Below are 14489 nucleotides of genomic sequence, written 5' to 3'. Positions count from 1 at the left end.
CCCGGCCGGCCCGCCGACCGGCGCGGCCGGCCCGCAGCGCCCGGTCCACCGCCGCCGCGTACGCGCCGAGCGTCGGCGTCCGCAGCAGGCCGCGGACGAGGGAGGTGCCGTGCGCCGCGTCCATGCGCAGCGCGGTCATCGTCCTGGTGGTCACCTCGGCGGTGAGCAGCGAGTCGCCGCCGAGGTCGAAGAAGCTGTCGGCGGGCGTGGGGCGGACGCGCAGGACCTGCTCCCAGATGTCGGCGAGCACGTCCAGCAGACCGGAGCCGGCCCCGGCCGGGGCGCTCCCGGCCTCCGCGGTCGCCCCGGTATCCGCGGTCGTCACGGCCTCCGCCCCGGTATCGGGTTCGGCACCCGTTCCGCTCAAGTGACATTGCCCGTTTGCGTTCGCGTCGCCGTTTCCGATTGCATCCGTTTGCCCGGAGCCACCGGCCGTGTACGGACCGGCGTCCTGCCGCGGCCCGCCGGGCCCGGCACCGGGCGGGCGGCCCCCGTCACGGGCGGCGGGCACCGCTGTCCGGGCGAGCAGGGCACGGCGGTCGACCTTGCCCGCGCCGGTGACGGGGAAGCGGTCCAGGACGTGGATGCGCGCCGGTACGGCGGGCGCCGGCAGCCAGGACGCCACGTACGCGCGCACCTGCTCGACCGGGACCCGTGCGCCGGGGTGTGCCGGCGTCACGAAGGCCACCGGCCGGGCGTGCGTCCCGTCCCCGTCGATCTCGACGACGGCCTCCGCGACGGCCTCGTGCGAGCGCAGCCGCGTCTCGATCTCGTCCAGCTCCACGCGGAAGCCGCGCAGTTTGACCTGCCGGTCACGGCGCCCCCGGTACTCCAGGGTGCCGTCCGGCCGCCGCCGGGCGCGGTCGCCCGTACGGTAGAGGCGCCCGCCGGGGCGCGGGTCGAAGGGGTCGTCGACGAAACGCTCGGCGGTCAGGTCCGGGTCGTTGAGGTACCCGATGGCGATGCCGTCGCCCCCGACGAGCAGTTCGCCCTCCTCGTCCGGACCGGCGGGCGTGCCGTCGTCGCGCAGCACGTGGCAGGCCGAGTTGGGAAAGGGCCGCCCGATGGGCACGGTGTCCGCGTCGGCGGGCAGGTCACGTACGACGTACGCGCTGGAGACGACGCTGTTCTCGGTGGGCCCGTAGAAGTTGACGAGCGTGATCCCCGGGCAGGCCGCCAGCACCCGGCGGCACAGCCGGGCGTCGAGCGCCTCGCCGCCCGCCGAGACGAACCGCAGACTCCGCAGCGCCGCCGGCCGGTTGCGGGCCACGTGGTGCAGCACTCCCGTGGTCAGGAAGGCCACCGCCACGTCCTCCTCGCGCAGCAGCCGCTCCAGCGCGTCCACGGACAGCAATTGCTCCCGCTCCGCGATGACGAGACAGGCCCCGGACAGCAGCGCCGTCCAGATCTCGATCGTCGAGGCGTCGGAGGAGCAGCTGTACGCGTGCAGCACCCGCTCCCCGGGCACGGGGGGCGCCAGCCAGGAGCCGGAGGACGCCAGGCGCACCACGCCACGGTGCGGGACCGCCACCGGTTTGGGGCGGCCGGTCGAGCCGGAGGTGAACATCACGTAGGCGCAGTCCTCCGGGGAGGCGGCGGCCTCCGGCAGCGCGGGATGCCCGGCCGGGCCGTCCGCACCGGCCTCCAAAGCCGCCGCGGTGAGGTCGCCCTCGATACAGGCGCGCAGCCTGCGCATGCGGCTCGTACTGCCCGGCAGGGCGACGGCGACCCGTACCTCGGCCTCCTCCGCCATGGCGCGCAGCCGCGCGGGCGGGTAGGCGTCGTCCAACGGCACGTACGCCGCACCGCACTTCACGACGGCCAGGAAGGCCACCAGCGCCTCGGGGCACCGGCCGCCCAGCACCCCCACGGTGCTGCCGGGCCGGACCCCGGCGGTCAGCAGCCGCCGGGCGAGGGCGTCGGAGTGCCGGCTCAACTCGCCGTAGGCCAGGGTGCGGTCGCCATGCCGGACGGCGGGTGCCCCGGGGGCGGCCAGCGCCCGCTCCTCGAACAGTTCGTGCAGGCAGCGGTCGCGCGGATAGGGCGTCGTCGTGTCGTTCCAGGGTGCGGGCCGGTCCGTCCGGCCGGCCGTCTGGGTGGGTCGCAGCATGGTCAAGTACCTCGGAACGGTCGAAGTGCCCGGGAAGCCGGGGCGGGTGGGGTCCCGGGTGGACGGTTCCGGCGGAACCGGGCGGCCCGGGTCAGCTGAAGTCGGCGGCGAAGGGGGCGAAGTCGGCGGTGCGCCACCGCTCGGGCCGCATCCGTACGGTCACGTCGGTGGTGAGCTGGTCGGCCGTGGCGGCCAGGTAGGCGCAGGCGGTCTCCAGCGGCAGGTACCGGTGGGCCAGCGCCGCCCGCTCGGCCGCGTCCACCCGGTCCTCGAAGGCGGTCACCGGGCCCTCGACGCTGACGTACTGGTACGGCGCGGTCTCCCGCTGCACGCAGATGCCGAACCGGCCCGCCGCGCGGACGTACCGGGCCTTGACGGACTCCCGGCCGGTGAGGACGACGATCTCGCCGCCCGGCCGGTAGGCGTACCAGACGGGCACCAGCAGCGGTGACCCGTCCGGTGTGCCGACGCCCAGGACGGCCACGTGGGCGCCGGCGAGAAACGCCTCACGGTCGGCCACACTCATCGCTAGGGACATGCCTGATCAACTCCATCGGGTGCGGGGGAACGCGGGAGCAGCGCGGGGGAGGGTCGGGAGAGGGGCTGGAGCGGGCATCCGGGCCGGTGCGTCCGGCGGGGCGCCGCCGAAGGGCCGGCCCGGCCCCGCGCGTCCGGCCCGCGCGCCCGGTTCATGCACGGCACGGCGGAGCGGGGCCGGACGCGCGTGCCGCCGTGACTTCCATGCCACCCGGAGAAAAAGCGGGTGCACTAGGCAGTTACCCATCGATACGGGGCTGCTGTTCACTCGTGCGGATGATGCGGAACGTTTTGATGAGCAAATGTGAGCCTGCTGTGAGCGCTGTACCACCGGCCGCGCCGCCGTGCGCCCCGCGGCGGGGGTGACGCGGTCCCGACAACGGGTTTGCGGGCGGGCCCGGATGCGCAGAAATCGTGGCGAACGTGTCCACTCTGCGGAGGGCACACCGACAGCGGGTCTCCGGGAGCCGACCGGCGACGCATCCGGGCCCGCCCGCAACGGCATCCGGTTCCGGCCCCCGGCCCTGGACCCCGGCCCCGGGCCGTGCCGCTGACCCGGACCCGGACCGCGGATTCGGCTCCTGTACGCGGATCGCGGCCCCCGGGCATCGCGGCGCCGGTTCCGCCGTCCCCCTCCCGAACCCCTCGCACCCCCACCCCGTACTGCCCCGTGGAGACCCGTATGCCTGATGAGGAGACGACGGCACCACCGTGTCCGGGCCCGCCGTCGATCGGCCGCCCCGCCCCGCCCCGCGACGACGCGGACGAGCGTGCGCCGTCCCGCGACCCGCGTGCCCTGTGGCCCGCACTCGGCACGTCGCGGCAGGCGCGGCGCGCCACCCTGCTGGACCAGCTGGCGCGCACGGCGGGCCCGCCGCCGCCCCGGCAGCACATCACCTGGGTGGGAGACCTCCAGCAGGGCGACGGCGGCAAGGGCGCCATGACGGACCGGCTGGCGCCCGCCCACCAGGTCGCCGTCCGCGTCCAGGGCGGCGACAACGCCGGGCACACCACGGTCTTCAGGAGCGCGGAGGGCGAGGAACACACCCTCAAGAACCATCTGCTGCCGTCCGGCCTGCGCCACCCCGGCGTGCTGGGTGTCATCGCCAACGGCGTCCTGGTCAACCCGCAGACCCTCGCCGAGGAGATCGCGTCGTTCGCCCCGCACGTACCGGCGCTGCGCCGGCGGCTGGTGGTCAGCGACCGGGCCCACCTCGTGCTGCCGCTGCACCGGCTCGTCGACGGCCGTCAGGAGAGCGGCGGCGGGCGCTGCTCGGACGTGATCGGCACCACCCGGCGCGGCATCGGCCCGGCCAATGTCAGCAAGGCCAACCGCATCGGCATCCGGGTCCGCGACCTGCGGGACCCGGACCTGCTGCGGCGCCGGATCGAGCAGAACGTGCGCTTCTTCGGTCTGCCGTCCGGCCGCGTCGACGCCGACCTGGACTGGCTGGCGGCCTACCGGGACCCGCTGCTGTCCCGGTCCGCGGACACCGTGGCCCTGCTCAACGCCGCCGCCGACGGCGGGTATTCGGTCCTGCTGGAGGGCGCCCAGGGGCCGGTGCTCGACGTGGAGCACGGCACGTACCCGTACGTGACGACCTCGCCCACCGCCTTCTACTCCGTCACCAGCGGCACCGGTCTGGACGGTTCGCTGGTCAGCCACCGGATCGGCGTGCTCAAGGCGTACCAGACCATGGTCGGCAACGGCCCCTTCGTCACGGAGGACGCCGGGGAGCTCGGCGACCGTCTGCGCCGGACCGGAGAGGAGTTCGGCACCACCACCGGCCGGTCCCGGCGCTGCGGCTGGCTGGACCTCGCGCACGCACGGTGGGCGGCGGGCTTCAACCGCTACACGAGCGTGGTGCTGACCAAGCTGGACATCCTGGACGGCTTCGAACGGATCGGGGTGTGCGTGGGCTACCAGCTGCCCGACGGGGAGTACGGCGAGTTCGAACCTGACCACGCCTACCTGGAGCGCTGCCGCCCGCTGTACTGCTGGCTGCCCGGCTGGCGCCGCCGCACGCGCGGCCTGACCCGCTACGACCAGCTCCCGCCCGAAGCCCTCGGCTTCCTGCGCTACGTCGCCGACTTCCTGGGCGTCGAGGTGGCCGCGGCCGGCATCGGCCCGGCCGACCGGGACCTGCTCGTCGACCCCGCCGCACGCCTGGCCGGCCTGCTGCCCGCGCCCGCGGCGGCGGGACTGCTGCGGGCGGTCGGTACCGGACGAGAGAAGAGGACGAACCCGTGACACCGAACACCGATTCCGGCCGCCGGCCCGACTCCGGGCACGATCCCGGCCCTGATCACGCTCCCGGCCCCGGCCCCGCCGGTCGCGCCCTGGGGACCTTGTGCGTGTTCTGCGGCGCCAGTGCGGGCGTCCGGCCCGCGCATGTCCAACTCGCCGCCCGGCTGGGGCAGACGTGCGCCCGGCGCGGTGTCCGCGTGGTCTACGGCGCGGGCGGCGTCGGCGTCATGGGCGCACTGTCGGACGCGGTCCTCGCCGGGGGCGGCAGCATCACCGGCGTGATCCCGCAGGCCCTGATGGACCGGGAGTACGGGCGGCACGACCTGACCGAGCTGCGGATCGTCGGCTCGATGCACGAACGCAAGGCCCTGATGCACTCCCTGAGCGACGCCTTCCTCGCCCTCCCCGGCGGCTACGGCACCCTGGAGGAACTCTTCGAGATCACCGCGTGGGCCCAGCTGCGCCTGCACCACAAGCGCATCGTGCTGCTGGACGACGGCGGCTTCTTCAGCCCGCTCAGCCGGATGCTGGACCACGCCCGCGACGAAGGGTTCCTCTCCGACGCCGACCGGCAGCTCGTCCGGCACGCCAAGTCCGTGGACGACGCGCTGCGCCTGGCCGCGCTGCCACCCGTACCGCCCGCGGAACCTCCGGTGATCGGCCCGCCGCAGACCTGACGCACCGCAGCCCCCTCCGGACCGAGACAAGGAGCAGCACCCATGCCGGACGACGAAAGACCCGCTCGTTACCCCTTCTCCTTCCGGGGCGACCTGCTCGCACCCGAACTGGCCGAGTCGGCGGCACACCGCCCGATCCGGCGCGTACGCACCAACACCGGCACCGACGCCTGGCTGGTCACCGGCCACGAGCAGGTCCGCTCGGTGCTCCGGGACCGCCGCTTCAGCCTCACCCTGACCTCCGACCCGTGGATGCCCCGGCAGGACCCGCTCATCCCGCCGCTGTCGGTCACCGACGTCCGCACCCACTGCGAGAACGCCGGGCTCCTCCAGGAACTCTTCCGGGGCGTGGGTCCCCACCAGGAGTACCTGACGCCGACGCGCGTACAGGAGATCGCCGCCGGTCTCCTCGGCACCTTCCTGGCCGGGGAGCAACCGGGCGACCTGGCCGACGGGTTCATCATGCCGCTCTCCCGCGCGCTCACCATGGAGCTCCTGGGCCTGGACCCGGCGGGCTGCCCGGACAACGACACGCTCTTCCAGATCTTCCGTACGGGGCCGGACAGCCAGCTCGTGGTGCCCGCGAGCTGGGCCCTGGCCCAGGAATGGATGCTGGAGCGGCTTCCGGCGCTGCGGACGGACGGCGACGGCCTGCTGGGCCGGCTCATCGCCCTCAGCGACGCGTCCGGCGCGCTGAGCGAGGAGGAGGTCGCCGACCTGTTCGTCTTCCTCCTCATCTCCCAGTTCGGCAACCCGGCCACCTTCCTCGGCGCGGCGACCGTGGGGCTGATGCGCCACCCGGAGGTGCTGGACCGGCTGCGGGCCGACCCCGCGCTGCTGCCGCGGGCGGTCGACGAACTGCTGCGCTGGACGGTCTTCCTCGGCGACGCGCTGCCCCGCAACGCCCGCGAGGACGTGCTGTTCTACGGCGTCCTCGTACGGGAGGGCGACCTCGTCCTGGTGTCCACCGACGCGGCCAACTACGACCCACGGGTCTTCCCCGACCCGCACCGCCTGGACATCGACCGGCCGCCCGGCCCGCACCTGCGGTTCAGCGACGGCCGGCACCGCTGTCCGGGCGGCCCGGTCGCCCGTATGCAGGCCGCCGAGACGCTGCGTGTCCTGCTGGGACGGACCACCGACCTGCGTCTGGCCGTGCCCGCCGACGAGATCGAATGGCACCGCTATTACGCCGTCACGCTGCCGGTCTCGGTACCGGTCCGCTGGACGGCCGACGGCGCGCCCGCCGGACCCGTGTCCGGCACCGACGGAAGAGGCGGACGATGACCTCCCCACAGGCCGGGGCGACCGGGCACGAGAACCCCGAGGACGGCATCGAGGTGGACGCCGAATACTTCCGGACCTGGGCCGACAGCAGGCCCACGATCAGCTGTGCGCTGTGGGAGGCCCCCGGCGAACCGGACCCGGGCACGGACTCCGCGCCCGGCCGCGAGGACCGTACGGCGGCGGAACACGACGATCTGGAGCGCGCCCAGGAACGCAAACTGCGCACCATCGCCCGACTGGCCGGTGTACGGCCCGGAATGGACGTCCTGGACATCGGCTGCGGCTTCGGCGGGATGCTCGAACATCTCGTCGGGCACGAGGGTGTACGGTCCGCCCACGGCATCGAGTCCAGCGCTCCCCACTGCCGTGAGATCCGCAGCCGCGGAACTTCCCGCGTCAGCGTGGACTGCCTGGACTACGCGGACTTCCGGCCGCACCACCTCTTCGACGCGGTGGTCAGCATCAGCATGATCGAGCACCTCGCCGGTGTGTGGGCGCCGGAACCGGAGGCCGAGGTGCGCGCGCTGCGCGACTTCTTCCGCCGTACGCACCGGTGGACCAGGGCGGGCGCGGGACTCGCCCTGGAAGTGGTGATCACGGGCCCGCGGGGGATGGACGCGGAACAGGCCAAGGAGGGCAGCCAGTCGCTGGAAGGGGCGGGGGAGCCGCCCGGATCGCCGCCCGCCCTGCCGAACGTCCTGGCCGCGGCCGACGGCCTGTGGGAACCGCGGTCGGTGCGGACCCACCGCCAGGACTGGGTCCGGACGCTGGACGTCTGGATCGCGCGGGCCCAGGCCGCCCGCGCGGCCATCGACGCCCGCTGGGGGGCGTCGATGGCCGAGCAGACCCGCCGGTGCCTGCGCCTGGAACGCGAGCAGTTCGCGGCGGGCGGGCTCTCCGTGGCCCACCTCTCCTTCCGGCGCGTCGGGGAGGAGGTCGCGGGCGCCCGGACCCCGCCTCCCTGAAGCGCCGGTCAGCCCGTGAACCCCTGCTCGTTCAGGATCTTGTCGATACGGGCGCGGTGGGCCGCCTCCCAGGCGTCGAGGGTCTCGTCCGCCTCCTTCGCCAGCTTCTGGACGGCGTCGTCGAGGACCTGCTCCCGGCGGTCCCCGGGCGTGACCACGACGCCTTCCTCGTCGGCCACCACGATGTCGCCGGCGCGTACGGTCACGCCACCGCACCGCACGGGGCCGTTGAGCGGCGCGACGGCCGCCTTGGCCCCCGGAATGGGGATGACGCCGCGCGCGAACACGGGAAAGCCGGCCTCCCGTACCTCGGCGAGGTCCCGGATCAGCCCGTCGGCCACGATCGCCGCGACCCCGCGGCGCCGCGCGACGGCGCAGACGTTGCCTCCGGCCAGTGCGTAATCCATGTCGCCCGACTCCACGACGATGACCGCACCGGGCTCCGCGCGGTGGACGGCCGCGTGCAGCATGAGGTTGTCACCCGGCGGACACCGCACGGTGAAGGCCGGCCCCGCGACGCGCGGAACCGGGGACCACAACGGGCGGATACCGGCGTCCATGACCTGTTCGCGCCCCAGGAGGTCGGCGAGGGTGGTGGAAGGGACACCGGTGAAGCCTGGAATGTCAGTCATGATCCCGTTCTACCGGGGCCGGACCGGGTTCCACCAGGAGCGCCGGGTGTGACCGTCGTCTCCGTCCCCCACCGTCGGCCCCGGCTCCCGAACGCCGCACCGCCCGGGAGCCGTTGCCCTCCACCGGGCCGTCCGCCGCGGCCGTACGGCACCGATCGGTCACCCGTTCCCATGTGTGCCCGCCCGCCGTAGAGTGATCACCGTGCCGCGTGCTCCCGGGGCCGGGCGCCACCACGTACCGCACCTACGGAGACGACTGCCATGCACCTGCGCTGCGCCGTGCTCGACGACTTCCAGGACATCGCCACCACGGCCGCCGACTGGAGCCCCGTCCAGGACCGGGTGACGGTCACCGCCTTCACCCGGCACTTCGCCACCGAGGACGAACTCGCCGCCGCGCTGGCCGGGTTCGACATCGTCGTCACCCTGCGCGAGCGGGTGCCCTTCCCGGCCTCCCTGTTCGCCCGGCTGCCCCGGCTCCGGCTGCTCGTCGCCTCCGGGATGCGCAACTCCGTGATCGATTTCGCCGCGGCGGCGGAACACGGGGTGACCGTGTGCGGTACGGCGAGCGCTTCCACCCCGCCCGTCGAACTGACCTGGGCGCTGCTCCTGGGCCTCGCGCGGGGCGTGGTGAGCGAGAGCAACGCGTTGCGCGACGGCGGGCCGTGGCAGTCCACGGTCGGCGCCGACCTGCACGGCCGGCGCCTCGGCCTGCTCGGCCTCGGAAAGATCGGCAGCCGGGTGGCCCAGGTCGGTAAGGCCTTCGGGATGGACGTGGTGGCCTGGAGCCGGAATCTCACCGAGGAACGCACCGACGAGGTCGGCACCGGCCTGGCCGCGAGTCTGGAGGAACTGCTCGCCACCAGCGACTTCGTCTCGGTCCACCTGGGGCTCGGCGACCGTACCCGGGGGCTGCTCGGCGCGCCCGAACTGGCCCTGCTCAAGCCGACCGCGTACCTGGTCAACACGTCCCGGGCGGCCATCGTCGACCAGGACGCCCTGCTGGCGGCGCTGCACGAGGGCCGGATCGCCGGCGCGGGCGTCGACGTCTTCGACACCGAGCCGCTGCCCGCCGGCCATCCGATGCGTACGGCGCCCCGGCTGCTGGCCACACCCCACCTCGGCTACGTGTCCCGGGACAACTACCGCACGTACTACGGTCAGGCCGTCGAGGACATCCAGGCGTACCTGGCGGGCTCACCGGTGCGCCGGCTCGGCTGACACGCGCCGTGGAACCGGGTGCCCGCCGGGCCCTCCGCCTACGACGCCCGCCGGGCAGCCCGCCACTCCGGCGCCAGGACCGACCAGATCTCCATGTCGTGCCGCTTGCCGCGGTACAGGTAGCTCTCGCGGGACACGCCGTCCTTCGTCATCCCCAGCCGCCGGGCCACCGCGATGCTGGGCGCGTTCTCCGACGCCACCCACCACTCCACGCGGTGGATTCCGCGTTCCTCCACCGCCCAGTCGATGAGCGCCCGCACGCCCCTGGTCACCAGCCCCCGGCCCGCCGCGGACGGCTCCAGCCAGCAGCCCGCCTCGGCCGTGCCCTGCGCGACGTCCATGGTCCGGAAGAAGACCGCGCCGACCAGGGCGCCGTCGGCCCGGATGCCGCACATGCGGCCCGTGTCGGCGGCGGCCTTCTCCGCGTACGTACGGAGGAACGCCCGGCACGACGCCACGTCCGTCACGACGTCCGGCAGCCCGTTGTACTGCCCGATGAACTCCCGCCCCCGGTCGATGTGCGCCAGGAACTCCTCGGCCTGCCAGGGCTCCAGGGGGCGCAGCTCCGCGCCGTCGTCGCCCAGGGGTATCGCGTACATCGTGGCCCTCCGTCGCCCGCACCGCGCGTATGAGGACGAGATCATCGCACAGCGGTGTCGCGGCCTCCTGCCCTTTCCGAGGCCTTGCCCGCTCTCAGTGGCCGGCCGGACGGGACGCCTCCCGGCCCCCGCGCTCACAGCGTCGTGCGCCGTACGCACTCCTCGACGACCGACCGCAGGTCGCCCGTACGGTGCAGTTCCTCGCGCTGGATGCGCGCCCCGTTGCCGCGTCCCATCAGCGTGTCGAGACGCTCCTTCGCGAATCCGAGGTCACCGGTGTCCTCCAGTGCCTCGCTGACGTGGTCGAGCAGGGCACGTACCACGGCTTCGGCGGGCGCCGGGGTCCAGGTGAGCGGATGGACCAGGCGGCCGGACAGCCCGGACCGGCCGGCCCGCCAGGTCGCGAGCCGCAGCAGGCCGATCCCGGCCGGGTCCGGCGGCTCGCCCGCGCGCCACGCGCGGGCGGCCGTCTCCACCAGCCCGCGGGTCAGGGCGGCGAGCAGCACCGTGTCGTCGGACTGCAGGCAGACGTCGGCCACTCTGATCTCGACGGTGGGGTAGTGGCGCGACAGCCGGGCGTCGAAGTAGATCATGCCCTCGTCGATCAGGGTCCCGGTGGCGAGCATCTCCTGTACCCGCCGGTGGTAGTTCTCCGCCGACCCGAAGGGCTCCACCGGGCCGGAGGACGGCCAACGGCCCCACACCCGGCTCCGGTAGCTGCTGTACCGGGTGTCCGTGCCCTGCCAGAAGGGTGAGTTGGCGCTCAGCGCCAGCAGCGTCGGCAGCCACGGGCGGATGCGGTCGAGCACGGCCACGCCCTCGTCGTCCGAGTCGACGGACACGTGGATGTGGCAGCCGCAGGCCAGCTGTTCCTGCGCGGTCCGGCCGAACTCCTCCTCCAGCCGCTGGTAGCGCTCGTCGACACTGAGCGACGGCACGACCGGCAGCGGAGAGGTGGCCAGGGCCACCAGTTCCGTACCGGCCCGGCGGGCCCGGTGCGCCGCCTCACCGCGCCAGCGCCAGACCTCCGCGGCCAGGTCCTCGATCAGCGTCCTGGGCCGGGTGGCGATCTCCAGCTGCTCGCGGTGCAGCTCCTTCTCCAGGGTGGAGTCGTCAGGGGTCGAGGCCAGCACGGTCCCGGAGGCAGCTCGCGGCTCTCCCGAGCTGGGGTCCACCAGGAGGAGTTCTTCTTCCACACCCACGCTCCGCATACGACAGCCTCTCTCGACGGCGACGTCAGCAGGACGGCTTTTTGGGCCTGCTGTCATAGGAAACGCTCGCGCGGCACGGCACAAGGGGGCGGGCAGCCACCAAGTGGCGTGATGAGGGCGGGGAAACGGGGCAGTGCGGACCGCCGCACCGCGGGCACGCACCTGCCCGCGGCCCGTCCGCCGGCGGTCGGCATGTCGCCTTCCGGCGGTGCCGCCGGGGCGGGTGGGGCCGCTGCGTCCAAGTGCCGGTGCGCGACCGGTTGGACATCGGTGCGTCGGGACGGGATCTGGTCTGATGGTGGGTGCGCGGGATGTCCCGTGCTCCGGCGGGCGGCGGCAGCGGTGCCGCGGCGGCCGGTGGCGTACGGGGCGCAGGCGGACAAAGGGGCGGGCCCATGCCGGTGGTGCGGACCAACGGAGTCAGTCTCGCGTACGAGGAGTACGGCACGGGGGAGCCGGTGGTGATGGTCACCGGGACCGGTGCGCCCGGGCGGGTGTGGCGTGCGCACCAGGTGCCCGCGCTGACCGCGGCCGGATACCGGGTGATCACGTTCGACAACCGGGGCATCCCGCCGAACGACCACCCCGGGCAGTGCTTCACCCTCGACGACATGGCGACGGACCTCGCCGGACTCATCGCCCACGTCAGTCCGGGCCCCTGTCACGTCGTGGGCTTCTCGCTGGGCTCGGTCGTCGTGCAGGAACTCCTCGTGGCGCGGCCCGGGCTGGTCGGCCGGGCCGTGCTGATGGCGTCCATCGGCCGGGCGGACACGCTGGTCCGCGCCATGGCGGAGGCCGAGATCGACCTGTGCGACAGCGGGGCCGCGCTCCCGCCCCGGTACGCGGCCTACGTCCAGGCACTGCAGTACCTGTCGGGGGACACGCTCGGCGATCCGGAGCGGCTCCAGGGCTGGCTGGACGTGTTCGAGATGACGGCGTCGGCCGGCCTCGCCGCGGCGCGCGGGCAACTGGGGCTCCAGGTGATACCGGACCGGCGGGCCGCGTACCGGAACATCCGGTGCCCGTGCCTGGTCATCGGATTCGGGGACGACCGGATCGTGCGCCCGAACCTGTCCAGGGAAGTGGCCGAGTGCATTCCCGGCGCCGCCTACACGGAAATATCCGGGTGCGGGCATTTCGGCTATCTGGAAAAGCCCGACGCGGTGAATTCGGCGATCACCGGCTTTCTCGCGGGGCGGGGGCGCTGAGGAGGACGGCGCCCGGTTGCGGGCGGCTTCCGGTCCCGGCGGCCGAACCGGAGGCGGCCGGGACCGGCGCGGCCCCGCGCGGCCCGGTCACGCGCCGAGCGCGGCCCGGATGCGCTTCTTGTCGGGTTTGCCCACGGGAGTCAGCGGGATCTTCGTGACCAGGTGCAGCCCGGCGGGCGCGTACATCGCGCCCTTGTGCCGGGTGACGAACTCCCGCAGGCGACCGAGGTCGAGGGGGCGTTCCGGCGCGGGGACGACCGCGACGTGCACCTCTTCACCCGCGTCCGCGCGGCGCACGCCGAACGCCGCGCAGTGGGCGACGTCCGGGTGGGTGAGCAGCAGGTCCTCCAGCTCGCCGGTGTAGACGTGGCCGCCCACCACGATGATCATGTCCTTGAGCCGGTCGACGAGGTAGAGGTAGCCCTCGTGGTCGAGATAGCCCAGGTCCCCGGTGTGCACCCACCCGTCGCGCAGCACCTCGGCGGTGAGTTCGGGCTGCTTCCAGTAGCCGGTCATGGCCTGGCCCGAGCGCACCCGGATCTCGCCCACCGACCCGACGGGTACGGGGCCGCCGTGCTCGTCGTGGATCGCGACCTCGACGCCGGGGATCACGCGGCCGACCGTGGCCTGCCCGTCCTCGGGCAGCTTCGCGTGCTCGTCCGGGCCGATGACGGTGATGTGGCCGGCCTCGGACTGGCCGTAGCCGCCGAACAGGACCGCGCCGAAGGCCTCGTGCGCCTGCCGCAGCCGGGTGGGCGAGGCGGCGCAGCCGCCGTAGGTGATCCGGCGGACGCTGGACAGGTCGGCGGCGGCCAGGCCGGGGTGGTCGAGCAGGCGGTAGATCAGCGGGGGCAGCAGCCACAGGTGGGTGATCCGCTCGCGCGCGACGGCGGCGAGCACGGCGCCGGGGTCGAAGGAGTGCTGGAGGACGACGGAGCCGCCGGCCAGCAGGGTGGCGTCGGCGATGTTGCCGGCGACGTGGGCGAGGGTGGTGCAGGCCAGGAAGCGGGGCGGTTCCCCGGCGCCGACGGAGCCGAAGGCGAGCATGTCCTCGTAGGGGCCGTGGGGCATGCGGACGCCCTTGGGGACGCCGGTGGTTCCGCCCGTGTGGCGGATGCACCAGTCGTCCTCGGGGCGGGCCGCGCTCCGTACGGGGAGCGGTTCGTGCCGTGCGGCGCGCGACAGCAGGTCCTGGCCGTGCGGGCCGGGGCCGAAGGAGAGGACGTACGGGGGCCGGGTGTGGGCCAGGAGGCTTTCGGCGGCGTCCGGCAGGTCCGGGTCGACCAGCAGCAGTCCGGTGTCCACGCTCTCCGCGATGTGCGCGAGCGTCTCGGGAGCCATGCCCTGGTAGAGGAAGACGGCACGGGCGCCGAGCAGGTTGGCGGCGTAGCGCGCGGTGAGGGCTTCCGGCCGGTTCCCGGAGAGCAGGGACACGGTGCTGCCGCGCCCGACGCCCCGGCCGGACAGCTCCCGCGCGATGCGGTACACGCTGTCGCGGAATTCTCCGCCGGTGACCTGCCGGCCGTCCGCCGTGGTGACGACGGGGCGGTCCGGATTCTTTGCCAGCACGTCGAGCAGGGATTCGACATAGGTGCGGAATTCGCGCGGCGGGGAATTCGCTTCCACGGCGGTGTCGTTCGCGGTCATGAAGTATGTCTCCCTACTTATGTAGGCGATTACTACTTCTCGGTAAGCTAACAACTGGTTGCCGTATGAAGGTGTCGCGCCGATGAACAACGCGTGATGTCTGAAAAGTGTCTGGCGCGTCATGCTTGCGTATGCCGCGTACGGAGT

Annotated in this window: 12 protein-coding genes; 6 read left to right on the top strand and 6 right to left on the bottom strand. The window is 73.7% G+C overall.

Annotation, left to right across the window (positions count from 1 at the left end; all coding sequences use genetic code 11):
• Both ACFV57_RS34360 and ACFV57_RS34355 read right to left on the bottom strand, forming a co-directional pair.
• On the bottom strand, nucleotides 1-2110 hold a 2110-nt coding region (locus ACFV57_RS34360), incomplete at its 3' end, for an amino acid adenylation domain-containing protein (RefSeq protein WP_385240261.1).
• A gap of 91 nt (nucleotides 2111-2201) precedes the next feature.
• On the bottom strand, nucleotides 2202-2648 hold the full coding sequence (locus ACFV57_RS34355) for a pyridoxamine 5'-phosphate oxidase family protein (protein WP_385240258.1): 447 nt from the start codon (nucleotides 2646-2648) through the stop codon (nucleotides 2202-2204).
• A gap of 681 nt (nucleotides 2649-3329) precedes the next feature.
• Between ACFV57_RS34355 and ACFV57_RS34350 the strand changes: the two genes are divergently transcribed.
• Genes ACFV57_RS34350 through ACFV57_RS34335 form a run of 4 tightly spaced genes read left to right on the top strand, consistent with a single transcriptional unit; the run spans nucleotide 3330 to nucleotide 7824 of the window.
• Nucleotides 3330-4898, top strand: a complete 1569-nt coding sequence (locus ACFV57_RS34350) for an adenylosuccinate synthetase (RefSeq protein ID WP_385240255.1) — start codon at nucleotides 3330-3332, stop codon at nucleotides 4896-4898.
• Nucleotides 4895-5572 (top strand): TIGR00730 family Rossman fold protein, encoded by a 678-nt coding sequence (locus tag ACFV57_RS34345; RefSeq protein WP_385240252.1) that lies wholly within the window; start codon nucleotides 4895-4897, stop codon nucleotides 5570-5572. Before ACFV57_RS34350 ends, ACFV57_RS34345 begins: the two co-directional genes overlap by 4 nt.
• A 42-nt stretch (nucleotides 5573-5614) precedes the next feature.
• Nucleotides 5615-6859, top strand: a complete 1245-nt coding sequence (locus ACFV57_RS34340) for a cytochrome P450 (RefSeq protein ID WP_385240249.1) — start codon at nucleotides 5615-5617, stop codon at nucleotides 6857-6859.
• Nucleotides 6856-7824, top strand: a complete 969-nt coding sequence (locus ACFV57_RS34335) for an SAM-dependent methyltransferase (protein ID WP_385240246.1) — start codon at nucleotides 6856-6858, stop codon at nucleotides 7822-7824. The genes ACFV57_RS34340 and ACFV57_RS34335 overlap by 4 nt, the downstream gene beginning before the upstream one ends.
• A gap of 8 nt (nucleotides 7825-7832) precedes the next feature.
• On the opposite strand, the gene ACFV57_RS34330 is transcribed toward ACFV57_RS34335, so the two are convergent.
• Entirely contained in the window at nucleotides 7833-8456 is a 624-nt protein-coding gene (locus tag ACFV57_RS34330) for an RraA family protein (protein WP_385240243.1), read from the bottom strand.
• Nucleotides 8457-8717: 261 nt separating this feature from the next.
• Between ACFV57_RS34330 and ACFV57_RS34325 the strand changes: the two genes are divergently transcribed.
• Nucleotides 8718-9677 (top strand): D-2-hydroxyacid dehydrogenase family protein, encoded by a 960-nt coding sequence (locus ACFV57_RS34325; RefSeq protein ID WP_385240240.1) that lies wholly within the window; start codon nucleotides 8718-8720, stop codon nucleotides 9675-9677.
• 38 nt (nucleotides 9678-9715) lie between these two features.
• Here the strand turns inward: ACFV57_RS34325 and ACFV57_RS34320 are convergent, their stop codons facing one another.
• Both ACFV57_RS34320 and ACFV57_RS34315 read right to left on the bottom strand, forming a co-directional pair.
• Nucleotides 9716-10276: a GNAT family N-acetyltransferase gene (locus ACFV57_RS34320; RefSeq protein WP_385240237.1), complete on the bottom strand. Its 561-nt coding sequence runs from the start codon at nucleotides 10274-10276 to the stop codon at nucleotides 9716-9718.
• 134 nt (nucleotides 10277-10410) lie between these two features.
• Nucleotides 10411-11487 (bottom strand): glutamate--cysteine ligase, encoded by a 1077-nt coding sequence (locus ACFV57_RS34315; RefSeq protein ID WP_385240234.1) that lies wholly within the window; start codon nucleotides 11485-11487, stop codon nucleotides 10411-10413.
• Nucleotides 11488-11882: 395 nt separating this feature from the next.
• Between ACFV57_RS34315 and ACFV57_RS34310 the strand changes: the two genes are divergently transcribed.
• Complete coding sequence (locus tag ACFV57_RS34310) at nucleotides 11883-12695, top strand: alpha/beta fold hydrolase (protein ID WP_385240233.1); 813 nt, start codon at nucleotides 11883-11885, stop codon at nucleotides 12693-12695.
• Between the two features lie 87 nt (nucleotides 12696-12782).
• On the opposite strand, the gene ACFV57_RS34305 is transcribed toward ACFV57_RS34310, so the two are convergent.
• Nucleotides 12783-14342, bottom strand: coding sequence for an AMP-binding protein (locus ACFV57_RS34305; protein WP_385240231.1), 1560 nt, complete (start codon nucleotides 14340-14342; stop codon nucleotides 12783-12785).
• Nucleotides 14343-14489: the final 147 nt, after the last annotated feature.

The sequence above is a fragment of the Streptomyces sp. NPDC059788 genome (genome assembly GCF_042732265.1).
In the GTDB taxonomy this organism is placed as follows: domain Bacteria; phylum Actinomycetota; class Actinomycetes; order Streptomycetales; family Streptomycetaceae; genus Streptomyces.
The sequence above is the reverse complement of the archived record's forward strand: the minus strand, read 5'-3'. Positions and strand labels throughout refer to the sequence as shown.